The 24,293-nt window shown below is 39.6% G+C and carries 22 protein-coding genes and 2 pseudogenes; 6 read left to right on the top strand and 18 right to left on the bottom strand.

The annotated features are described in order from the left end of the window. Position 1: 1 nt before the first annotated feature. The 13 genes from LI091_RS08655 to LI091_RS08595 form a co-directional block, all read right to left on the bottom strand. Positions 2–709, bottom strand: a complete 708-nt coding sequence (locus LI091_RS08655) for an isoprenyl transferase (RefSeq protein ID WP_173763044.1) — start codon at positions 707–709, stop codon at positions 2–4. 66 nt (positions 710–775) lie between these two features. Further along, positions 776–1,327 carry a ribosome recycling factor gene (gene frr, locus LI091_RS08650; protein ID WP_148448895.1) on the bottom strand — a complete coding sequence of 184 codons (552 nt, stop codon included), beginning with the start codon at positions 1,325–1,327 and terminating at the stop codon, positions 776–778. A gap of 46 nt (positions 1,328–1,373) precedes the next feature. After that, on the bottom strand, positions 1,374–2,069 hold the full coding sequence (gene pyrH, locus LI091_RS08645; protein ID WP_021976283.1) for a UMP kinase: 696 nt from the start codon (positions 2,067–2,069) through the stop codon (positions 1,374–1,376). 14 nt (positions 2,070–2,083) lie between these two features. Continuing rightward, on the bottom strand, positions 2,084–3,109 hold the full coding sequence (locus LI091_RS08640) for a hypothetical protein (RefSeq protein WP_180215161.1): 1,026 nt from the start codon (positions 3,107–3,109) through the stop codon (positions 2,084–2,086). A 150-nt stretch (positions 3,110–3,259) separates the two neighbouring features. Continuing rightward, entirely contained in the window at positions 3,260–3,751 is a 492-nt protein-coding gene (locus tag LI091_RS08635; RefSeq protein WP_265191054.1) for an acyl-CoA thioesterase, read from the bottom strand. A gap of 54 nt (positions 3,752–3,805) precedes the next feature. Continuing rightward, positions 3,806–4,276, bottom strand: coding sequence for an SsrA-binding protein SmpB (gene smpB, locus LI091_RS08630; RefSeq protein ID WP_021652954.1), 471 nt, complete (start codon positions 4,274–4,276; stop codon positions 3,806–3,808). An 11-nt stretch (positions 4,277–4,287) separates the two neighbouring features. Continuing rightward, on the bottom strand, positions 4,288–6,579 hold the full coding sequence (gene rnr / locus LI091_RS08625; RefSeq protein ID WP_265191052.1) for a ribonuclease R: 2,292 nt from the start codon (positions 6,577–6,579) through the stop codon (positions 4,288–4,290). A 155-nt stretch (positions 6,580–6,734) separates the two neighbouring features. After that, entirely contained in the window at positions 6,735–6,968 is a 234-nt protein-coding gene (gene secG, locus LI091_RS08620; protein WP_021652956.1) for a preprotein translocase subunit SecG, read from the bottom strand. A gap of 70 nt (positions 6,969–7,038) precedes the next feature. Then, positions 7,039–8,388, bottom strand: coding sequence for a phosphopyruvate hydratase (gene eno / locus LI091_RS08615; RefSeq protein WP_265191051.1), 1,350 nt, complete (start codon positions 8,386–8,388; stop codon positions 7,039–7,041). A 351-nt stretch (positions 8,389–8,739) separates the two neighbouring features. Continuing rightward, the gene (locus LI091_RS08610) at positions 8,740–10,341 is read right to left on the bottom strand and encodes a WG repeat-containing protein (protein ID WP_147603955.1); all 1,602 of its coding nucleotides are present in this window, start codon (positions 10,339–10,341) and stop codon (positions 8,740–8,742) included. A 15-nt stretch (positions 10,342–10,356) separates the two neighbouring features. Beyond that, positions 10,357–10,713: a hypothetical protein gene (locus tag LI091_RS08605; RefSeq protein WP_265191050.1), complete on the bottom strand. Its 357-nt coding sequence runs from the start codon at positions 10,711–10,713 to the stop codon at positions 10,357–10,359. A 1-nt stretch (position 10,714) separates the two neighbouring features. Beyond that, complete coding sequence (locus LI091_RS08600; RefSeq protein WP_265191049.1) at positions 10,715–12,076, bottom strand: hypothetical protein; 1,362 nt, start codon at positions 12,074–12,076, stop codon at positions 10,715–10,717. Positions 12,077–12,111: 35 nt separating this feature from the next. Next, complete coding sequence (locus LI091_RS08595) at positions 12,112–13,425, bottom strand: hypothetical protein (RefSeq protein WP_265191048.1); 1,314 nt, start codon at positions 13,423–13,425, stop codon at positions 12,112–12,114. Positions 13,426–13,737: 312 nt separating this feature from the next. Between LI091_RS08595 and LI091_RS18745 the strand changes: the two are divergent. Together LI091_RS18745 and LI091_RS08590 are read left to right on the top strand one after the other, a co-directional pair. After that, positions 13,738–13,866 (top strand): annotated as a pseudogene (locus tag LI091_RS18745) (IS110 family transposase); the annotation flags it as partial. Positions 13,867–14,010: 144 nt separating this feature from the next. Further along, positions 14,011–14,397, top strand: a pseudogene (locus tag LI091_RS08590) (ATP-binding protein); the annotation flags it as partial. Between the two features lie 118 nt (positions 14,398–14,515). Here the strand turns inward: LI091_RS08590 and LI091_RS08585 are convergent. The 3 genes from LI091_RS08585 to LI091_RS08575 all read right to left on the bottom strand — a co-directional run bounded on the left by LI091_RS08585 (position 14,516) and on the right by LI091_RS08575 (position 17,127). After that, positions 14,516–15,142 (bottom strand): hypothetical protein, encoded by a 627-nt coding sequence (locus tag LI091_RS08585; protein WP_059086378.1) that lies wholly within the window; start codon positions 15,140–15,142, stop codon positions 14,516–14,518. A 216-nt stretch (positions 15,143–15,358) separates the two neighbouring features. Continuing rightward, a complete protein-coding gene (locus tag LI091_RS08580) occupies positions 15,359–16,162 on the bottom strand; it encodes a leucine-rich repeat domain-containing protein (protein WP_059086379.1) in 804 nt (267 codons plus the stop codon). Positions 16,163–16,371: 209 nt separating this feature from the next. Next, positions 16,372–17,127: a fibronectin type III domain-containing protein gene (locus tag LI091_RS08575; protein WP_059086380.1), complete on the bottom strand. Its 756-nt coding sequence runs from the start codon at positions 17,125–17,127 to the stop codon at positions 16,372–16,374. Positions 17,128–17,463: 336 nt separating this feature from the next. Between LI091_RS08575 and LI091_RS08570 the strand changes: the two genes are divergently transcribed. The 4 genes from LI091_RS08570 to LI091_RS08555 all read left to right on the top strand — a co-directional run bounded on the left by LI091_RS08570 (position 17,464) and on the right by LI091_RS08555 (position 21,342). Further along, positions 17,464–18,189, top strand: coding sequence for a LytR/AlgR family response regulator transcription factor (locus tag LI091_RS08570; protein ID WP_059086381.1), 726 nt, complete (start codon positions 17,464–17,466; stop codon positions 18,187–18,189). Then, complete coding sequence (locus tag LI091_RS08565) at positions 18,189–19,121, top strand: hypothetical protein (RefSeq protein ID WP_059086382.1); 933 nt, start codon at positions 18,189–18,191, stop codon at positions 19,119–19,121. Before LI091_RS08570 ends, LI091_RS08565 begins: the two co-directional genes overlap by 1 nt. Beyond that, positions 19,118–19,936 (top strand): sensor histidine kinase, encoded by an 819-nt coding sequence (locus tag LI091_RS08560; protein WP_118609087.1) that lies wholly within the window; start codon positions 19,118–19,120, stop codon positions 19,934–19,936. The genes LI091_RS08565 and LI091_RS08560 overlap by 4 nt, the downstream gene beginning before the upstream one ends. A 548-nt stretch (positions 19,937–20,484) precedes the next feature. Beyond that, positions 20,485–21,342, top strand: coding sequence for a polysaccharide deacetylase family protein (locus tag LI091_RS08555; protein WP_021652959.1), 858 nt, complete (start codon positions 20,485–20,487; stop codon positions 21,340–21,342). A gap of 177 nt (positions 21,343–21,519) precedes the next feature. Here the strand turns inward: LI091_RS08555 and LI091_RS08550 are convergent, their stop codons facing one another. After that, positions 21,520–22,827 carry an O-acetylhomoserine aminocarboxypropyltransferase/cysteine synthase family protein gene (locus LI091_RS08550; RefSeq protein ID WP_015526804.1) on the bottom strand — a complete coding sequence of 436 codons (1,308 nt, stop codon included), beginning with the start codon at positions 22,825–22,827 and terminating at the stop codon, positions 21,520–21,522. A 261-nt stretch (positions 22,828–23,088) separates the two neighbouring features. Then, entirely contained in the window at positions 23,089–24,177 is a 1,089-nt protein-coding gene (mnmA, locus tag LI091_RS08545; RefSeq protein ID WP_059086386.1) for a tRNA 2-thiouridine(34) synthase MnmA, read from the bottom strand. Positions 24,178–24,293 lie beyond the last annotated feature (116 nt).

Genomic DNA, 24,293 nt, shown 5'->3' with positions numbered 1-24,293 from the left:
TCTACTCCTCCTTGACGCCACCGTAACGTCTGTCTCTCTGATTATATTTCTCGATGGCTTTGATCAGCTCTTCTTTATTGAAATCCGGCCACGCAACCGGGGTAAAATAAAATTCGGAATAAGCCAGCTGCCAGAGCAGGAAATTGGAAAGGCGCTGTTCTCCGCTTGTGCGGATCATCAGATCCGGATCCGGTACACCGGCAGTGTCCAGATAGCTCTCAATGGTATCCTCTGTAATGTTGTCCGGCTCAACTTTTCCGTCTTTTACATCCTGTGCCATCTTCTGCATTCCACGGCGGATCTCATCACGGCTTCCGTAATTTAATGCCAGCTGAAAATAAATACCGTCAAAATCTTTGGAATATTCCTCCAGTTCCCGGACACTCTTCTGAATATCCGGTGCAAAAGCAGTAATATCCCCGATGACTTTCATCCGCATATTATTTTTCTTGGAAATTTTAATACATTTCTTAAGATAACTGCGGAACAGTTTCATCAGTGCTTCCACTTCTTCTCTGGAGCGTTTCCAGTTTTCTGTGGAAAAAGCGTAAACCGTAAGATATTTCACCCCAAGGTCTTTGATATCATAACAAATGTTTTCAAGATTGGCGCATCCCTTTACATGTCCGTAGGTTCTCGGCATTCCTCGTTCCTTTGCCCACCTTCCGTTTCCATCCAGAATGATCGCTATATGATTTGGTACGTTCATAAATCTCCTCCATACAGAAAGAGAGCTTCTTCAAAGAAGCCCTCTTTATCCTCGTATCTCTTACAATTATACAGTCAGAATCTCTTTAGACTTGTTCTCGATCGCCTTGTCAACTTCCTTGATGTACTTATCTGTAAGTTTCTGGATCTGATCCTCAAGCTCTTTGATCTCATCCTCAGAAACATCCTGTTTTGCAAGTTTCTTAAATGCATCGTTGGCATCACGACGGATATTTCTTACTGCAACCTTGGCACCTTCGCCTTTTTTCTTAACGTCTTTTACCAGCTCTTTACGACGTTCCTCGGTAAGCTCCGGGAAAACAAGACGGATCATTTTTCCATCGTTGCTCGGGTTTAAACCAAGATCAGAGCAGAGAATTGCTTTCTCGATAGCTTTGATCATGCTGGACTCCCATGGCTGGATCTGAATCATACGTGCCTCCGGAACAGAAATGTTTGCCACCTGCTGAATCGGAGTTGGTGCTCCATAATAATCTACGGTAAGTTTGTCAAGAATATGCGGGTTTGCACGGCCGGCTCTGATTGTTGTCAGCTCACTCTCCAAAGCATTCAGTGTTTTTCCCATTTTTGTTTCGTATACCTGAATTCTCTCATCCATTTCACATATCTCCCTGTATGGTTATTTTTTTATTATTCCCTTCTGATTACACAGTTACCTTTGTTCCGGAGAACTTACCGTGTACCGTGTTGACGATGCTGTCTTTTTCATCAAGACCGAATACCAGCATCGGCATCTTCTGCTCCATGCACATGATGGAAGCGGTGAGGTCCATAGCTGCCAGTTTCTTGGCAACCACTTCATCAATGGAAATCTCATCATACTTCTTGGCATCCGGATTTACCTTCGGATCGCTGTCATAGATTCCGTCAACAGCTTTGGCAAGAAGAATGGCATCTGCGCCAATCTCAACAGCACGAAGTACTGTAGCTGTATCTGTGGAAAAATATGGATGACCGGTACCACCTGCAAAGAATACAACTTTTCCTTCTGCGAAGCTCTCTTCTACAGCATCTTTAGAATAAAGAGTAGTAAATGCGCCACATACAAACGGGGTAAACACCTCTGTCTTAAGTCCCACATATCTGCAGATGTCAGATACATAGATACAGTTCATGATTGTAGCAAGCATACCGATCTGGTCAGCCTTACTTCTGTCCATTGCCCCGCTGGTACGTCCTCTCCAGAAGTTTCCTCCTCCGATTACGATACCAACCTGAAGTCCCTCATCCACGATAGTCTTGATCTGTTTGGCAACTTCTGTAACGGTTGCTTCGTCAAAACCTCTCTTCTGCTCTCCTGCAAGAGCCTCTCCGCTTAATTTCAGTAACACTCTTTTCATATGTTTATTCTCCTTTACCATACGCCGGACACAACTTCATTGCCATCATCGTCAAAAGTTGTGGAAACCGTAAACGTATCATAATAATAATAACCTGTCTTACCGGACTCCGGTTCGTCCTCATAGTCACTGCCATTCGGACTGCCGCATGCATTTACAAGATCTGTCATGGACTGGCCAATATATCCTGTTGCCACAGATGCCGGATCTTCGTCACTGGATGGTGCTTCTGTAGGATCCGGATCATCCGAAGAATCTGAAGACGGAGCAGATGGTGAATCCGTGCTGCTGGAATCACTGCTGTCAGTATTATCCCTGCTGCTATCTGCTGAAGAAGATGTGGAATCTGTACTGCTGGAATCTGTACCGTCTGTGGAATCTGTACTACTGTCACTGGAGTCGCTCTCTTCACTGTCATCTTCAATGCCAAGTCTCGCCTTCACATCCTTCAGTGTGGAAACTTCCTTGGTGCTTCCACTTGCCAGATATGTAGCATATGGGATTCCATCTTCGCCTTCGCCATCCATGCAGAAGCTTAGCTGAGAAATTGTCAGAAGCGGCAGTTTACGGAAAAAGCATTCATTCTGCTCCTCGTCAGAAAACGTAATTCTCACATCAAAACTTGTTACTGCGTTACCGTCATCATCTTTCTGGCTCTTTTCCATATAATAAACAGCTTTATCCTTGTCGGCCAGTGTAAACTTACCGTTTACAAGATCACTGCCCCATGTCTCATCGCTGTCATCTCCGTCATCTCTGGTAGGACGGACATAAATCGCGGAAATTGCAGAGCCCATTTTATTTGTAAACACAATACTTGTGGTTGTCTCACTCTTGGTTCCCATCACATTCTTGATGTTTGCTGTATCATCTGTAGATGTCTGCATTTCTACCACATCTGTCTTCGCTGCTTCTGTCACAGTCGGTGTCACAGTTGCTTCCACTTTCTGTTCAGGTGCCACGGAATTCTTCTTCCCACATCCGGCAGCAAGCATACTTGCCGCAAGAATTCCTGCAAGAATCAAATAACGTTTTTTCATTATATCTCCTCCATATAAAATGGTTCAATTTGCTGTCAGCTTACCTCTTTCTATTATTACAGAGTATCACTTTCTTGTCAACCTGACCGGTTTGAATTTCACAGAATCTTTAGATTTTTCAGACTATGTCAAAAATTAAAACATCTGAGGTCAAAAGCCGTTTTCTCTTCTTTTTTTCCGCATGTCACGGCGCATTTTCGCCGCTTCATTCCGGGCTTTTTCTGCTTCTGTGGTAATGATCAGTTCCGGTACCTGGATCGGTTTCTGGTCTTTATCTACGGCCACCATCACAAAGAACGCCCGATTTACAGTCCGGCGTATACCATCCGGCTGTTCCACATACGTATCAATCTCAACTTCCATGGAAGTTCTTCCCACATAAGTTATATATCCTTTAAGTACTACGATCTCTCCCTCATAAATCGCATGTTTGAACTGGAGGTTGTCCACTGCCGCAGTTACCACACGATAGGTTTCCGCATGGCGCATGGCCACCACACCGGCAACCTCATCCAGCCACTGCATCAGCGCTCCGCCAAAAAGTCTTCCGCCTCCGTTCAGATGCTGCTGCATGATCAGATGAACCTGCTCCGTCATCGATGCTTCTACCGTTTTTTTACGTCTTTCCTGTACCTCTGTCATTTCTCATTCCCCGCATTTTATCATACTTTTACTTTTTCAGTTGAAACCAGCCGATCAATAAAGATTTTTTACTTTAAAGTCTCGCTCCGCTTCTCTTCTCTGATCCTTCTTTGCAATATCCTGGCGCTTGTCATAAAGCTTTTTACCACGTGCCATGCCAATCTCTATTTTTACCAGGCTGTCCTTGAAATAAACCTTCAGTGGTACCAAAGTCAGTCCTTTTTCCTTTAATTTAGCTTCGATCTTATTGATCTCGTAGCGATGCAGCAAAAGCTTACGCACACGAAGAGGATCTTTGTTAAAAATGTTTCCTTTCTCATAAGGAGTGATATGCATTCCATATACATAAACTTCTCCGTTTTCCACACGGACAAAGGCCTCCTTGATGCTGCATTTACCGGAACGTAAGGATTTCACCTCGGTTCCTGCAAGTGCGATCCCGGCCTCATAAGTATCCTCGATAAAATAATCATGAAAAGCCTTTTTATTATTTGCGATCAGTTTCATTCCTGTTTTTTTTGCCATTTCGCGCTCCCTCAGTCTTCCTCAGCCAGGACAAAATCCACGGTTTTCAGCATTTTATCCGCATCTGCCACACGGACACGGACCTTCTGCCCAAGACGGAAGATCTTTCCTGTCATGTCTCCCCGCAGTTCATATGCATCCTGGTCAAATACATAATAGTCATCTCGTAATGTATTGATATGGATCAGTCCTTCCACGGTATTCGGAAGCTCCACATAAAGTCCCCATCCTGTAACGCCGGAAATGATCCCCTCATACTCCTCTCCGAGATGATAGGACATATACTCTGCTTTCTTCAGCTTATCGGATTCTCTTTCTGCTTCGTCTGCACGCCGTTCGCACACACTGGACTGGCGTGCTACTTCATCCAGGATCTCCTTGTAATGCTCGGTACGTCCTTCCCTTACCAGTCTGCCTCTCAGACGGTCATGGATGATCCTGTGGATCTGAAGATCCGGATATCTTCGGATCGGAGAAGTAAAGTGGCAGTAATACTTCGCTGCAAGTCCGAAATGTCCGCTGCATTCCGTAGTATATTTTGCCTGTTTCATGGTACGCAAGGTCAGGCGGCTGATCTGTGCCTCATTGGGCATTCCCTCAATACTTTCCAGGATCTCCTGGATCTCACCAGGCGTGATCTCCTGTCCGGATTTCTGTATGTTGACTCCTTCATTATGAAGAAGCATCAAAAGACTTTCAATCTTTTCCGGATCCGGATTTTCATGCGTTCTGTATACAAAGGGATAATCTCCGGTGCAGTATTCCTGTGCCACGGTTTCATTGGCAAGAAGCATAAAATCCTCAATGATCCTGGTTGCCACATTGGCCTCATAGGGCTGCACATCAATAGCTCTTCCTGCCGCATTCAGGATGATCTTACTTTCCGGAAAATCAAAATCAATGGAACCTCTTGTATGACGGCGGCTGCGCAGGATCCCGGAAAGCTCTTTCATCAGGAAAAACATGGGGATCAGAGCTTCATAGCGTTTCTTCGCCACCTCATCAGTATCTTCCAGAATATTTTTCACATCTGTGTAACACATACGCTCATCTACACGGATCACGGTTTCTGCGATCTTATGGGAAATCACCTTTCCTTTTTCATTAACATCCATCAGACAGCTTAAGGTCAGACGGTCCTGTCCCTGGTTCAGAGAACAGATACCGTTGGAAAGCCGCTCCGGGAGCATAGGAATGACACGGTCTGCAAGATAGACGGAGGTTCCGCGCTTCAGGGCCTCTCTGTCAAGGGCACTGCCGCCCTGAACATAGTTGCTCACGTCTGCGATATGCACACCCAGATGATAGATTCCGTCTTCCTTTGTCAGGGAAATGGCATCATCCAGATCCTTTGCATCCTCACCGTCAATGGTGACTGTAACAAGATCTCTGAGATCCAGTCTTCCATCCAGATCCGCTTCCTGTACATGGTCCGGCACACGGTCAGCCTGGCGAAGTACTTTGTCAGGAAATACACTTGGAATGTTAAAGCTCTTCACAATAGCAAGGATATCTGTTCCAGGTGAGCGTAAGTTTCCCAGCACCTCTGTGATCTTTCCTTCCGGCTTCCGGTTTCTGGAGCCGTAATCTGTGATCTCTGCAACTACCTTGTCTCCGTCCTTTGCTCCCATGGAGTTTTTTCTGGAAATAAAGATATCTTTGGAAAATTTGGGGTTATCACTGATCACAAAGCCATAATCACGGCTGCTCTGATATGTTCCCACGATCGAAGGCATTCCCCTTTCCAGAACCTTCAGCACAACACCTTCCTGACGTTTTCCCTCTTTATGTCCGTTCCGTACAAGGATCTGCACCTTATCCTGATGCATGGCGCTTCCCGTGTCATTTTCCGGAATAAAAATATCCTGTTCCTGACCCTCCACTTCCACAAAGCCAAAGCCCTTGTAATGACCAATAAAAGTTCCCTCCATGATGGTTCCGTCCTTCTCGGAGAAACGATATTCCTCATGATTCTTCTCTCTGCATTCTCTTCCCTTACGGCCACGCTCCGGCTTTTCTGCCTTCAGAGCTTCTTTATTCTTTCGTCTGTCTCTGCGCTTGCCGGAAACCTTGCTGTATCTTCCTTTATTATCTACTTCAGCCTTGCCCTGGGCGCAAAGCTCGTCCAGCACGTCAAAAAGCTCTTTTTTCTCACTCTTATCCAGCTGAAGAAGAGATGCGATCTCACGCAGGCGCATGGGCTTATACAGCGGATCTCCCAGAAGCTCCATTATAAACTTTTTTCTTTTTTCAAAATTTTTCGATCTTTTCACATTTTCTCCTGTTTCATATTTATATTTCATTTTTACCCTGTTATCATTCCGGAGGAAGGCTCACCCGTGCCCCTGTATCAACGCAAAAACACTCCTGCTGATTAACAAAAGAAGTCCCCATCCGAGTTTCTTCTGCATGCTAACGCAGCAAGAGTGTTACCAACTTCTGTTCTGCCCCTGACAGATCAGATAATGTTCAGTACGATTGACAGTACAAAGAAAATAACTCCCATGATAATGGTACCTCTTACAAGACCACCTTCCATGGAACGGCCCTTATTCTTACCCCAGTAAGTATCAGCTACTCCGGCGATAGAGCCAAGACCCTGCTGCTTGCCCTCCTGCATCAGTACGACAACAGTCAGAGCGATACAATCTATTGCATAAATTACAGTCAGAATAATCTTCAAAATGTTCACGCGGTTACACCTCCTAATCAACTAGAGGTTATTTTACCATAGCTAAACCGGGATTTCAACCATTTTCCGTTTATTTTATGCAGGGCTTTTTCTGAGATTTTTTTGCAAAAGGATCTTTATATCTTCCAAGAGCTCCGAGCTGTTCGTGGATCCGCAGAAGCTGATTATACTTGGCGTTCCGGTCTGAGCGACAGGGTGCGCCTGTTTTGATCTGTCCTGCCCCACAGGCAACTGCCAGATCTGCGATAAAGGAATCCTCTGTTTCCCCGGACCTGTGAGAGATCACTGCACGATACCCGGCATGCTGAGCCATCTCCACCGCATCCAGAGTTTCCGTGAGAGTTCCGATCTGGTTTACTTTAATAAGGATAGCATTGGCAACATCAAGTCCGATGCCACAGTGCAGCCGTTTGATATTGGTGACAAACAGATCGTCGCCTACCAGCTGGATCTTCTTTCCCAGGTGTTCCGTCAGATATTTCCAGCCTTCCCAGTCATCCTCCCAGAGACCGTCTTCAATGGAAACAATGGGAAATTTTTCCACCAGTTTTTCATAATACTCTGTCATCTCACCGGCATCCCGGTAGATTTTTTCTCCTTTCATGCGGCTCTCCCCAGGGAAAAAGTACACGCCCTTTTCCTCGTCATAAAGCTCGCTGGAGGCTGCATCAATGGCAATAGTGATCTCCTCTCCTGGTTTATATCCTGCTTTTTCTATGGCATGGACGATCAGGGTAAGCACTTCCTCCGAATCAGAAAGATCCGGAGCAAAGCCGCCTTCATCTCCAACCGCTGTGGAGAGTCCTTTTTCCCGGAGAAGAAGCTTTAAGTGCTGATAGACTTCCGCACACATACGGATACCCTTTTCCAGGCAGCAAGCTCCTGTTGGCATGATCATAAACTCCTGAAGATCTACCGTATTGTCCGCATGCTTTCCCCCGTTTAAAATATTCATCATCGGCACAGGGAGCTGCAGGGTATGACAACCGCCCAGATACTGATAAAGAGGAAGCCGAAGGGCCCCGGCTGCTGCACGGGCTGCTGCCAGAGATACTGCCAGCGTGGCATTGGCTCCTGCGCTGCTTTTGTTCTCCGTTCCGTCGGTTTCGATCAGAAGATGATCGATCCAGGCCTGATTCAGGGCATTCTCTCCGATAATGGCATCTGCCAGACGTGTATTGATATTTTCCACTGCTTTTTTCACACTCTGGCCCAGATATTCCTCCCGGTTTCCGTCCCGCAGCTCCACAGCCTCAAATTTACCTGTGGATGCTCCGGACGGCACCATGGCTCTTCCTGTGTATCCGTTAATCCCCACGATTCCTTCACCCACAGTCACTTCCGTTTCCACCGTAGGATTCCCCCTGGAATCAAGGACCTGTCTTGCATGAACTTTTCGAACAGGCAGATAACGTAGCATAAGTTTTTCCCTCCTTGAAAATAATAATACTGTTTATGATCTCCTGCACTTTCTGATTTTTTTCTTATGTTTATGAGGGTAGCTTGTCCGAAAAGGGTTGGGTCTATACGTGTTCTGTTGATAAGGACGAGGATATTACACTAATTTACGTATACGGTAAATGCTTACTATAAAAAAGCACAGGACAAAGTCAGTACCACCAGCTTTGCTGGTGGTACTGACTTAGGTTGTTGTGTCCATATTTACTTTTCAAAACCACCTCTTACGATGGTTTATTTGTCATGCCCTTTATTCTTTGGCTGTCCTCTACTTATTTGTTTCAAACTTCTTCTCTTATTTCTATTAACTCACTTATGCAGCGTTTGAAATTTTCCGAAAAACACCTACATTATAAATTCCCGTATCAAAAGTTTCTATTTTATTACCATTGCTATCAAACAAAGTACATTCTGTATAATTTCCATACTCATCCCTCTGTCTGTCAGCAGTAATATATGCACCATCTTCAGATATTTCACAACTATCATAGCTACATGGGACTATTAATTCACCATTCGCACCAAGCATCCCGTAATTTGTTCCATCATAAACTCCCACTATATCCGGCACTGTATATGAAAGCATATATTTCTGATATTCTGTGTTAACTACCTCGCCTGACTTTAAGATCAACATACCATGTTTTTTCTCTTCGTTATTGCCAGCAATATACTTCTCATTTACTTCATGATTATCATGAGTTTCTGAAAACAGATATTCACCATTTGAATTAACAACATTCCAGTTCTCATTAATCCCTACTTCATAAAGATTTGAATCCATCTGCCAACACTCATCTGCATTTGTAAGAAAGCTCTCATTTCCATAAATGTCTACTATAAAAACCGCATCATCTTTCATTGCATAGGTCTCATCATCATACAAAAAATCCCCTAATTTATCATATTGACATGGTACTTCCAGATTACCTTCCAAATCTATAGCGCCATAATATCCTTCAGAATTTTCAACAACTAAACGATTCATTCCACATTGTGAATTTATATCATAATATTCCATTGGCACAATAGTTTCGCCATATTCATTTATAATCTTAGCACCATGCCCTTCCTGAAAATCATACTCTGCTATCAGCAGATACTCTCCATTTACTTTCACCAAATTATCAGTAGAATCCTCCCACACTTTATAAATACCTGAATATTCCGCTTCACAAATCCACTCGTAATTTTCATCTATAATTCCATACATTCCCGTTTCAGACTCACAAGCAATAAAATATCCAGAATCACCTATATTATATATACTGCTATACTCTGGAGACATCATAATGTTTCCATTCTTATCCATAACTCCTGAATATTGCTCATCATAATCAAATGGATACGGAAGTCTGGTTATAGTTCTATATCCATAATTATCACAAGTAGAACCAATTGAACTGTTAATATAGCTATAGTCTAAAGGAATAATCTCTTCTCCCTCTGTATTTACCAATCCATAAATTGTATAATATTCACTTGCATCTGAGTCTGTCTGCATTCCAACTACCGCATATCCATCCTGATCAAATTCATATGCTGAATCATATTTACATTCAATAACTACATCTCCATCTGTGTTTATATAGCCCCACTTTCCTTCATTATTCATAAAAGGAGCCACATATACGCCAGAACTCTTCTTTTCAGCAGATATGTCTTTATCCACTTGTCTATTTTCTTCTTTCTGTGCTATTGCTTCACCTTGATCATTCCCAGAGTTTTTATCTTTAAAAAGCATAAATACTCCGGCCAGACATGCACAAATAGCTAGTATAAGTATTACAATTGCTATTATTTTTCCCGGATCATTTTTCTTTTTCTCTAATATCACCGGTAACTCTGCTCTGCACCATGTACAAAATTTTGCCTCATCTATATTTTCTTTCCCACACTTCGGACATTTCTTCATACGCACCTCTCTATTTCAGTTTACTCTTTTTCCACATTGTCCACAGAATTGCATTCCTTTTACTACTGCTCCACAATACGGGCAGAATTGATTTATCTGCGTTTTTTTGTCTTGTGAAATTTCAGATTTATCTTCTGTTTTTTTGTCTTGAGATTTACCTATTGTTGGAATTTCTTTCTCCATATTAACTTGTGCTTTTTCCACAAATATCGGATTATTCCCAAAAGAAGACATCTGCAGACTATTTCGACTCTTTTCTTTTAAATCCAACAACTTTTCACATTCATTGTTTAATACATTGACTTCAGATTCTAACATATGTATATTTTTTTCTAACTCTCTGCATCTTTCTCTATATTCTGTATCATTCATACTACTTATCCCTTCTTTCCTTTCCGCAAAGCGGGCATTTATTATTTTTATTGGAATACACCTGTCCACAGCAGCACTGATGGTTTTTCCCGATATTTTTTTCCATACACATCACCATATTCGAATTCGCGAATCTTGCACTACGCAGTTCATCAACAGAATAATCACTGTATGCTGAAAAGCCACTTCCTTTTTCCACATGTTTCTTCTGACTTTTATATATATTATAAACTAAAATGTTTACTCTTGCACTTGCAATGCCATCCAGATCATATCCCGCATCCTGCAATTGGAATCTTGCGAAATTTTGTCCTTTTTTCTCAAATAGTGCATTTTGGACAAACGTATTAACAGTGCCATCGTATCTTACTAACTGAATATCTACTATAAATTCCTCAATACCTGCCCATTCAAATTCCGCATACGTCAATTCAAGTATTAATTTATCATTTTCTTTTCTGATTTTAAGAGTTTTCATTCGAACCGGCAGAACTGGATCATAATTCATCACTTCAAATTCGAAGTTTGATTTATTCTTTGTCTCTGCTTCTGTATCACTTTTATAAAATACAATCACACAAATCAAAGCGATTCCTGCAAGCAACATCAGCCAAACGCCAACCTGCGTATTAATTGAAATCCATCTCCAGTCATCTTCTTCCATACTAATTTTATACAATAAGATAGCCACTGATACTACAATTCCGCTGATACCTGCTATCGTTCCACTTACCTCAGATTCCCTTTTTTGTAAGACCTGTGCTATAAAATAGCCATTAATAAACAGCATTACAAAACCAAACATAATAATAAATACAAATACTCTTAACACTTCTGGTGTTGAGTTCGTCCAATCTTCAAATTTTGAAATATCGTTCAATAGATCAAAAATACCTGCGCAACTTATTGTTTGACCTTGAAACAGATCCGCATAATATAAACTCACCCATGGCATGAATCCTGAAATAAATTCCAAAACAGCAATACATGCTGCTATATACCATTTGACGTCCATTTTAGAATTCTCAGTTTTTATAACTGGCATATTCGGTGCCGTTTTATTTCGTTCACAACTCGGAATCTCTTTTTGTATAATCTTGCTGTAATTATCAATTTTCAGTCCCAAACTCTTTTTCTTTTTTAATAAATTTTCTTTTTGATATTCCAGATGTTTTTGTTTTTGTAATTTTTTATTTATATCAGTTTGATATTTCTTTTGAGTATCATCATCTAACCCATATATAGCTGATTCTCTACTTTCACTCTTCACATTCTCATTTATAATGTTTCCACAGAACGGACAAAACGAACCACCTTGAGACACTTCTTTTCCACATTGTGAACACCTTTTAACTTTTGTCATTTTCTCTTCCCCTTTATTATTTATTTAAAAATCTCTCAACTACATAATTTAGCATCAGACATGCCAAACAAAATATCCGTCATATCACAAATCCCGTTATATTCAAAACTAAGCTCTCTGATTCCGCTTACATCTATATCAAAATCGATCCGACAATTATCTGCATTTAACTCTGAATTATCATATATTACATTTCCATCGCCTATTAATCTTATATGTGCAAATCCATCTTGAATCTGATCTGCAGGAAAATACCAGGTTCCCGTAAGTCTTGAATAATTTTCTCCTAAATACCACGCATCGCACGTACTGTATTCTTCTGTACCAAACGGATCAGTGACAAAAGAATACTCTATTGCATTTGCATAAGTATTTCCCTGAATATCCATTCCAGCCGTTTGCTCATTTCTCCAAGAACGGTTTGTTTCCAATAAAGGCATCAAATTTAATGACTGTTCTTCTGGTGTTTCCAATTTAGCAAGCTCAATCTCATTTAATCCATCACCGTTTTTTACTACAATGTTTCCTTTTTCCGTTGCTATTGCCAAATCACATTTCGTTGCCTCCGTAATCACACTTCCATAAAAATCCATAACCGCATAATAATTTTGTCCGTCAGTACCTTCCATATTTAAAAGAACAAGATATTTTTCTCCACATATACTTACTTTTAATGTATCAGTCCACCCATGCCAGAACTTATCAGCATAATCCGGATTGTAAATGTCGTAAACTTCTGCAGCAGCAACATCATATATATAAAACTCTTCCCCATCATAAATATAAACAGCCTGCTTTCCATCCGCATATACAAACTCAAAATCATCAGGTCTCAATATTTTATCCTCGGTAATATAATCAGTAATACCGGTATTTTGGTAATTTCCATCTTCGTCGATTTCATAAATTCCATACAATTGATCTCCATAGGATTCTCTGGCTCCGCTCACCGCACATCCATTATAAAAATAAAGGTTATTAAAATTAACATTTATATCCAATTTCAAAAATTCCTGCGTCTTAGTATTTAATAACGTAGTGGTCTCTCCATCCGACAAAGCAAATATTCCATCTCCTGCATAATAGGATGATTCCAAATATTCATCATAGGCCTGATATTCTACAGTCCACATTCTCTCAACACAGTTATACACACCTAAATATATTCCTTCTGATGAAAAACCATTTTTTTCATTTCTTACCAGAACTAAACTATCTCCCTCTACCAGAATATCCGTAAATTCGATTTGTTGATCTTTTAGAATCTGATACGTCGAAGATCCATAAACATTAAAAACTCCCCAAAAAATTCCTGTCATTATCAAACATATTTGTACTATTCTTTTCATATTTATATCCATTCCTTTCGCTTCGCTCAGGCACAAAACGTTATGAAAATGTTTTCCTGAGCCTTTTTTCTTTATAATTCTTCTTATAGGAATCTCGGTATACTACAAATCACGGGGAGGTGAGTGGGCTGTCCGGCTTGCCGGATGACCGTATTTTTATATGTATAGTCCGCCTTTTTAAGCACAAATAAGTGTGACTTTGAACACGTAATCTTATCTTTGTATAAACAATCTCGTTTATGGCTTAGGCGTTCAGTCAATGCCGTTATTCCCTATAATTCTCTAAACCTCACTGTTCCGAAAGGAATCCCTATGGCTTTAAAAATCGTGTACAAAATCTGCTGTGGCATTGATGTCCACAAGACTTTTGTAGTTGCCTGTATTACTTCTACTGACAATAAAGACATCACTTCTTATATGGTACGTACAAATTATACCTACTATGTGCTAAACTTTGATTATCCATGGATACCTCTGTTGTCTTTTATGTGGTTTGCTAGACCCACATTCTAATTTGATACTACATTTATCGCTCCTTGTGTCCACGAGTCTCCCCAGTTCTGCTGAGGGTTTGAGATTGTTTCAATCAATACTTTTTGTGTAACTGCAATGAAGCAGTCTAAGAGTGTAAAGTATATAAAAGTGAACACTCTTATGAGCGAAATGGAACAGGCACGTATCAAATCCACAAATCTGGATTACCTGAATAAGCTGACCAAGCTGGATCTTCTTGTGATCGATGATTTTGGCCTTATGGATCTCAATCTTGATAAATGCCGGGATCTTTTTGAAATCCTTGACACCAGGGATAGAAGAAAATCAACTGTAGTCATCTCACAGTTTCCAGTCAGTACATGGTTTGATATGTTTGCTGATAATACCTACGCTGATGCGTGCCTTACACGAATCACAGATAAACATCATACATATCGTCTGGAGATGAACGGTATAAATATGCGTGAAACAGAATGATATCATCTAGCGGTACTTCGTACCGTTAAAAATGGAATAGCCGTTCCGCAGTAGCGGAACTGGCATTCCGTTTGAGCGTAATTTGCACCTCTTCCCTATTTTACTGTGATTATTACTTTTACATTTTCATATGTTTTTTTCTGTTACTTGTAGTATTTCTATAATATTTCAAAGTGCTTGTTTGTTTAATCCATTTATCTGTTATCTGTTTCCATTTTTTTAATGAAATTTTTTTCTTGTTATATAAACATTTGTATTGTACATTTCCATTTTTTACTCCATTTACATACGCACCGCATATTACCTGTTTTACTTTTTTATTCTTTGTCAAGGTATAATACCAATATTCAACATTTCCACATCCACCCCAAGATGCATGCAAACGCTTTGTTATACAATTATAGCTTATTCCTGACATAGGACTCCCAATCTCACCTGCATATCTCAGTTTTCCCCGTGTATAAGTATATGCATATGCTTTGATCGGTGAATTTCCAACTCGCTCTCTTCCATCGGTAACAAGAAGTTCTTTCAAGCCATCTTTATCAATATCCCATAATGTAAAATATCTGTATCTCCTTTGCGTCAGAAATTTTCGATATGCCTCTTGAGCTTTTCTCTTCGTCGAAGAAGAAACCTTTGCCTGAACGATATATGCACTAAAATTCAGTGATGAAGTTTCTACAGTTGTTAAAGTGAATATACTTAGTAATATTATAATAAAATACTTTTTAATCTTTCTCATCATATCCCTCCCTTAATCATCATCTTGTTTTCGTAGAACGAACTATACCTCTCTCATCGGATTTCCGGCGTGTCATTGCAATAATTTTGCAAGGAGCTCCAAATATATTACACTCTATGGTTTCAAAACTATTCGAATCAATTACTCTTGTTACAACTCCATAGTGTGGTGTTTTATCTGTACTCAAATCCACATAATCTCCTTCTTTTTCTACATTCACTCCAAATCTATATCCGTTCCCGTAAGATTTTCAAGAAGTTGTACATTTTTAACTGGATTATCCCCTAAGCTTAATTTCTCAAGATTTTTTAAATTCATTAATGGTTCTACGTCTTCTATCAGATTCCCTTCCAGTTTTAACACCCTAAGTTTGCAGAGTTTTCTGAGTGCAGATATATTCTTTATTTGATTCCCGTATAATATGAGTTCTTCCAGGTTTGTCATTTTCTCCAAAGCATCGATGTTTTTGATATTATTATTAGGCAGCCTTAGTTCTTCCATATTAGTCAGTTCTTTTAATGCCTGTAAATCTTCGAACTCCGCACCCTGAATGATCAGACTTTTTAATGCAGTCAGATTTTTCAAACGATCAAGGGAATCTATGGAATATCCATCCAACTTCAGGTTTTCTAATTTAGTCAATTCTCCTAATGCAGTATTATCATCAACTATGCATTCATTCAGACATAATTCACGAAGATAAGGAAATTTCTTTAAATCCTCTAATGTAGAAAATTCCTGCAATGCAAGTATTTCACACATATCATTCCCTGAATTGTAAACGTATTCTTCTGTCTTATCTTTCCAATCCAACTTCACTACATACTGCGAATCGATACTGATGCCTGTTATTCCTTCAATATCTGCATATGTGACTTCTTCTTTTTTCAAAGCATTGCAAATTGACTCACCAAAGTTTTCATCTTCCCATTGAACATTCAATGTACCTTCATTAGTATCCTGTACTGCTGCTTCTGTCTTATTTGTTGAAATAACTATTGAAAGTAAAAAAACATCCAACAAAAGCTCTTGATTTTTCTTATATTTTCTCTCTCATTTCTAGTCAAACGGATATTCGCAATCCGCTTCGCTACTTGTTCATAACCGGATAACTGCCTCGCAGTTTATCAGAAGGAGCCTGCCCTCCTCCTGATACAAGCAAGTCTCCGCCCACTGCTTATTTATTTTCGCAATTGAAACAGTGAGCTTACTTGATTCGGTTAAAGTATCTACATTTTAATCCTTGTTACTGCAGAATTATTACTGTATACCTTTTTACCATCAATTGTTTTGTAAGCACGAACAATATAATAATAGTTCTTTCTGCGTTTCAATCCTTTATCTATGTAATAATTTCTCCTTCTCGTTATTGTTGCAACCTTCTTATAACTGCCTCCATAATTCTTTCTAAATAACTCATATCCCGTAACATTTCCAAGATTTTTCCATATTATTTTAGCTTTTGTGGAAGAAACTTTTCGTATTTTAGTTATCTTTGCAGAATTTAAAAGTTTTCCCTGGACTGTTAATGAATACGGATGTTTTTCTGAATTAGAATTATAAAGTTCCGTTAGACGAATATAATATTCTCCTGCATTACAAGTACTCCGCAGAATTGTACTATTCTGATTTTTAGATCTGTTATATAACCAATCGTTACTATCCCTCATATAATTTCCTCTGCTATTATATAACGACATTGAAACACCTTGGGTTCCTTTCATAGTTACTGTAATAGTGATATTCATTTTTACCGGGGCCTTAAAATAAAAGTACTCTTCATAGCTATCCCATGGATCCATGAGAGTCGGGGGCTGATTATTCCGTGCCACTCCTTTGATCGTACTATTGATTTTTACCTTCTTTGCACTCTCCATCCAGCTGTAACTGTCAGCATGTACCGGCGTTCCAGAAACCATAAGCAGACTAACTACCATTACTACTAGTACAATAAAACTACATTTTCTTTTCATCCTTGAATACATAAAATCGCTCCTTCCTTTTCTCAATTTACTCTCTTACCACATTGTCCACAGAATCTGAGACACCTCTTCCACATTGCAAACATCTTTTTATTTTATCCATTTTCTCATTCCCCTCCCCTAAATTTTGTAACTTTAATTTTACCATACTTTTTTCTTTTTTTTAGTCATTTGCATAAACAGACATAGTAAAGTACATAATTAACCATTTACTATTTCTACAAGCATCAGTTTTTTAAATTTTTCATTTGTCATAGATTTTTTACTTGAATTTTTACTATCAATTGAAAAATTGTGTTATAATACTTTCAAAATCACTTATTTCAAGGAGAGATTTCTATGCTGAAACTCGCAATATGTGAAGATAATGACATTCAATGCAGACAAATTCATACATTATCCTGTTCTTCTCTTGAAATTCCAGTCGAAATTGATACCTTTTCTTCGGCCACTGATTTTCTCAATCAAATATCCAATGAACAATGCCCTTATCATATTATTCTCATGGATATTGAACTTGGATCTGAATCTGTGTCTGGAATCAAACTTGCTCAGAGAATCAATTTATTAAATCCGAATACACAGATAATTTTTATCAGCCAATATCTGCAATATGCATCTTCTGTTTATGAAACAGATCATATTTATTTTGTTTATAAACAGCAAATGGAAGAATATCTTCCTAAAGCACTTTCTGCTTCCTGCCGCAAACTGAATAAACTCCGTCAACAGTATTTTTGTTTTAATTATCAGTCCCGAGATTACCGTCTCCTTCGATCCGATATTTTTTATATGGAGCGAAAACTACGAAATACTGAAATACATACCAAATCGCAGATTTACTATTGTCGTGAAAAAATTCCGATTCTTATCGAACAATTAAAACCTGATTTTTGTATATGTCATAAAAGTTTTGCGGTCAACATAAATACCATACATACTTTCAGCCATGCTGGCATTGAACTTTCTGATGGAACCCATATTCCTGTAAGCCGAAACTATTACCAGGCAACTAAAGATGCCTTTGCACAATTGTTACTCCAAAATTCAAGTGAGGTTCTGTAATGTTAAAAAACCTGTTATTTGCAATGCTTATTGCTGCATATCATTCAACTATGCCTGTATATTGTTTCATGCAGCTTTTTCCCAGACGAATAAGTTCAAAAGCGAAAGCTTTTGTCCATATTTTAGTTTGTTTTGTTTTACTGTCTTCTTTTCATATGATCAAAGTATATGGGCACAATAACGAAATGACGATGTTAACACAAATAGTCATGTTTCTGAATCTTTTTTCTTTATTCAGAGGCTCCTTTAAAAAAAAGCTGATAGCTTACTTTATCATTCTTTTTACCAGTATATTAACTGAACTTCTGGCACTGAATATTTACATACAAATTTACAACCGGTTTATTCACCAGCATACATATACTGCAATAAATATTTATTCTCTATGCACTTTCCATGAAAAGCTGATCATACAATTGCTCATTTTTTCTTTTGCTTATCTATTTTATAAAAATGTTTTCTCTCTTTTACGGGAATGTATAAATTATCTGAAGTTTACTTTACTGCTGTTTATTATTCTTCCTATTTTCCTGCCCATGATTGCAACAGAATTCCTACAGCATTATAAATTCAGCAACCAGTTTATTCCTGTTATTTTATATATCACTTGCTGCTGTATAAGTTTTCTGTTATTTATACATGGTCTTAAATCCTTAGAACAAGAGCAGATAAATTTCAAACAGAATCTCCATAAAATGGAATTACTGAAAAAACAAATGGAAGTATCAGAAGAAATGAAACAAGAATACATTAAAATCCGCAAATGGAATCATGATATAGAAAACCATCTGTTTTCGTTAGCTTATCTTATAGATATGAAAAAAACAGATGCAGCAGAAAAATATTGTAATTCTGTGTTAAGCAATAACATAGACCATAATAATCATACATCAGTCTGTAAATCACTCAATCAGGAGGATTCCATATTATGACTTTTAAACAAAAAATAATTTTTATTATATCTTTAGCTTTTTTTCAAATATTTTATCTTCTGTCTACTTATACCGGACAATATTTGAATTCATTTTTTTTACTGACCTGTCTGACTGCAACTATCTTATGTTACAATTTATATCAGCTTTTAATGCAACTTTTTACAAGCGAAAAAGTAGAAGCAGAGCTTAATCTGTTAAAAAAGCAACAACTTTTAAACTCTGAACATCTGCTATTAATGAATCAACAGGAAGCCACCTCACTTAAAGCCCAGAAACAATTTTCAAAAAATCTCCAGTCAATACAAAAACTTCTGCATGAAAATGATTGCGAAAATGCACAGAAACTCGTTTACGAGGTCCTTGAAGCTTTCCAGCGTGACCGCTTTCATCCTTATTGCGAAGATAATCTTATTCTTGCCATTCTGGAATCCAAACGACTGTTTGCTCAGCATTTAGGTATCCATACAGACTACAAGATTTTTCTTCCTGAAAAATCAAATATTCAGTCCTCAGATTTATGCAGTGTTTTATTTAACATATTAGATAATGCTATTGAAGCATGCCGTTCTTCTGAATCTGCGGAACCATATCTTTCCCTGTCCTTGACAACCTCTAAAGGATTTATTTCTATCCTGGTTAAAAATAGTAAAAATCCGCAAACAGTATTTGATCATACTACTACAAAAAAAGATTCTTTTAATCACGGATTAGGACTTTCTATTATTGAAGATATCTGCCACAAGTATGACGGAAGCTGGCAATGGCATGACTATGGAAATACTTTTGAATCTGTCATTCTTTTGCGCTATTAATAAAACATCTATTTATTTTTCCTGTATTGTTGACGCTTTAATATTATCTGATTATTTTGCATGTATGGCTGTTATTATATTTCTTTTTTAATTTATTTTTATTGTTTTTAAAATTTAGTGTTGACATTTTCCATTTTATCTGTTATAGTTTAACCATCAAATAAAACAAACGGAAAACAAAAAACTAAATCAAAAAGGAGCGTGAACCCACCGAAAACATAACTTACTTCCCATAATCTAAGAAAGAGAGGTACAGTCCACCAGAAGATTTAAAGATTTTCCATCATAATTAAAACAAGGAGGTACGGACCACCGAGAACGTAAATTTTAATTCCGTATAAGTTTTAAATCTAAGAAATGAGAGGTATATTCCATTGGATAATGAAAATTAAAAGAGTCATCGGCAGAAGAGATCAATCGCTGATGACTCTTATTTTTTGCTTATTTTGACCTCTGTCTCACAGACATGATCTCATGATCTTCTGCTTTCATATCTTCTTCTTTGTGTTCATAAACATATTAATAACTCCACTTTCTCTGAGGTTCCCATGAAACAAAAACACATCTACCGTCTTATTTTTTTCTTTGTCATGGCTTTTGCTCTTGGTAGTCTTGTAGGAAAGATCTATTCTCATTTTACTTCCGACCCACAATCCTATCCGAATTCTGCCAAAAACAGCCAGACCTCTTCTGCTTCTATGACATTCCAAAATGAAAACTGGGGGCTCGGTTTTCAGGAAGAAGGCAAACGGCCCACAGGAAATGCTTCTATGGAAGAATTAAAAAAATACAATGCCTGGTATGCAGCCGATACCGATGAAAAAAAAATCTATCTTACCTTCGACGCAGGCTATGACAATGGAAATATGCCTGCCATTCTGAATGCCTTACATAAGCATCAGGTACATGCCACATTTTTTGTTGTGGGGACTCTGATCCGTGAAAAACCGGAACTGATCCGTGAGATCGTAGATGCAGGCCATACCATAGGCAACCACACCATGACACACCCGGATATGTCCGGCATCTCCACAAAGGAAGCCTTTCAGAAGCAGCTTGAGGATGTGGAGGTTCTTTATAAGGAAGCCACCGGAAAAGAAATGACAAAATTTTACCGGCCGCCCCAGGGCATTTACAGCGTGGAAAATTTAGAGATGGCAAAAGAGATGGGATACCACACCTTTTTCTGGAGTCTGGCTTATGTGGACTGGTATCAGGATAAGCAGCCTTCGAAAGAAGAAGCTTTTGAAAAGCTTCTGGGACGGATCCATCCGGGTGCCATCGTGCTGTTGCATAGCACCTCTTCCACCAATGCTTCCATTCTGGATGAGCTGCTGACAAAATGGGAAGAGATGGGATATACCTTCGGAACATTAGAAGAACTTGTGGCATCGGGATCCGCCTGAAAAAAAGCGCACATGATCCATGCATCCTCAGTGCCATCGACACGGATCTTCCCACTTTTGGATTTTCCAGATAAGCACAAAAAAAATCTGCCCCGGGACTATGTTCTCATATGTCCCGGGACAGATTTTTCTGTGCTATTGATTTTAGAAGGTGTTCTTCTTATTTAATTGTCTTATTTACTGGACAGCCTTGAATGCCTCATCAAGATCCTGGATGATATCATCGATATTCTCAGTTCCGATGGAAAGACGGATCGTGTTTGGCTTGATTCCCTGATCAAGAAGCTCTTCCTCTGTGCACTGGCTGTGTGTTGTAGTAGCCGGATGGATAACAAGGGATTTCACATCTGCAACGTTTGCAAGAAGTGAGAACAGCTCAAGGTTATCAATGAAATCCTTTGCCTTCTGTGCGTCTCCCTTGATCTCAAATGTAAAGATGGAACCGCCGCCGTTAGGGAAATATTTCTTATAAAGCTCCTGCTGGCTTGGATCTGTGGATACAGACGGATGATGAACCTTCTCTACCTGCGGATGATCATTCAGATACTGTACAACCTTCAGTGCGTTCTCAACATGACGCTCTACACGGAGAGACAGTGTCTCAAGTCCCTGAAGGAAGATAAAGGAGCTCACCGGAGAAATTGTTGCTCCTGTGTCACGAAGAAGGATCGCACGGATCTTTGTAACAAATGCTGCCGGTCCGCATGCTTTTGTGAAGCTTACGCCATGATAGCTTGGGTTTGGCTCTGTAAGAGATGCAAATTTGCCGGATGCCTCCCAGTCAAACTTACCACTCTCTACGATCACACCACCGATAGTAGTTCCGTGGCCACCGATGAATTTTGTTGCGGAATGAACAACGATATCTGCGCCGTACTCAATTGGTCTTACGAGGTATGGTGTTGCAAATGTATTATCTACAACAAGCGGAATTTTATGTTTGTGAGCAATTTTTGCAAGAGCCTCAATATCTACAACATCAGAATTTGGGTTTCCAAGAGTCTCAATATAAACAGCTTTTGTGTTCTCCTGGATCGCATTCTCCACTTCCTCGAGATTAAATACATCAACAAATGTTGTTGTGATTCCGTATGCCGGAAGCGTATGCTCCAGAAGGTTTGTTGTACCGCCGTAAATATTTTTGGCTGCTACAATGTGATCTCCCTGCTGTGCAAGATTCTCGATCGTGTATGTGATAGCTGCTGCACCGGATGCTACTGCAAGTGCTGCGGAACCACCCTCAAGTGCTGCGATCCTCTTCTCAAATACGTCCTCTGTCGGGTTTGTAAGACGTCCGTAAATGTTACCGGCATCTGCAAGTCCGAAACGTGCTGCTGCATGATCGCAGTTGCGGAATACATAGGAAGATGTCTGGTAGATTGGTACTGCTCTTGCATCTGTAACCGGATCCGGCTGTTCCTGTCCTACGTGAAGCTGTAATGTCTCAAATTTGAATTTTCTCTGATCTCTTGTAATTTTGCTCATGTGTTTGTCCTCTTTTCTTTTATTCTTATATTCGGTAAAATAGTAATTGCTTATCTTATGATCATCTGCTTATCAGCGACAACAACACATTCGCTTTTCTTCGATAAACACCCTTGTTGACTTCTGTAAAACCTTCATGATTTCCTCCTGATCATCACGTTGCTCACCTTGTTTTGTGTGCTCCGTTTTTTGATGATGCAATCATATCACCCTTTTCCTAGTATGTCAATGGGGTTTATCTATTTAGGTTCTCACCTTTATTTATGACTGGCTATAGATTTTATTTATAACGCCACCACCTACAACCTCATCTCCGTCATACATCACTACAGCCTGGCCTTTTGTGATGGCTCTCTGCGGTTCATCAAATTTCACATGAAGGATGCCATCCGGTGTCTGCCATGCAGTGGCAGGCTGCTCTTTGTGACGGTAACGGATCTTAGCAGTCACTCTTTTCGGCTCAGCTAAGCTGTCCACAGAGATCAGATTTACACTGTCTGCCTCAAGTTCACTGCTGAAAAGATCTGCGTTGTCCCCGAGAACTACCGTATTGGTCTTCGGAGAGATCTCACAGACATAAAGACGGCTGGCCGCCGGAATGCCAAGGCCGCGGCGCTGGCCGATCGTGTAATGGATGATTCCCTTATGGCGTCCGATATAGTTTCCCTCTTTATCTACAAAATCACCCTCCGGTGTTTTTTTGCCTGTGTACTTCTCAATAAATTTCGCATAGTCGCCGTCCGGCACAAAGCAGATATCCTGACTGTCATGCTTTCTGGCATTGATAAAGCCATGTTTTTCGGCAATGACACGAACCTGGTCCTTCCGGAGACCTCCAAGCGGAAGCTTTACATGTGCCAGCTGTTCCTGGGTCAGCATATAGAGAACGTATGACTGATCCTTTGTATCGTCCACTGCTTTTTTCAGAAGGTAGCGGTCCCGTTTCTCATCGTACTCCACTCTTGCATAATGTCCGGTTACAATATAATCGTAGCCGATCTCCTGCATGCGGTGAAACATTTTATCAAATTTCAGATATCGGTTACAGTCGATACATGGATTAGGGGTGCAGCCGTTTTCGTAGGCATCTACAAACCTGTCCATAACCTCTGTATGGAAATCTGCGGTAAAATTAAACACGTAGTAAGGCATATCCATCTGATAGGCTACGCTTCTGGCATCCTCAACATCGTCCAGGGAACAGCAGGTCTTTTCCCTGTGGACACCGATATCTTCGTTGTTGTAAAGTTTCATGGTAGCGCCGATGCACTCGTCACCGGATTCCTTTGTCAAAAGAGCTGCCACGGAGCTGTCTACACCGCCGCTCATTGCTATGATCGCTTTTTTCATTTATATCTTAACCTTTCCTGATGATTGATGATTTCTCAGCTTTGCAGCCTGTATCTCTTACGGTTACTGCAATTTCGCATTTATTATAATATGGCAGTTATTCTTTGTCCACGATT

Origin of the sequence: Blautia sp. MSK20_18 (assembly GCF_020553125.1) — a bacterium.
Classification (GTDB): domain Bacteria; phylum Bacillota; class Clostridia; order Lachnospirales; family Lachnospiraceae; genus Blautia_A; species Blautia_A fusiformis.
This window is presented reverse-complemented; position numbering and strand designations above follow the sequence as displayed.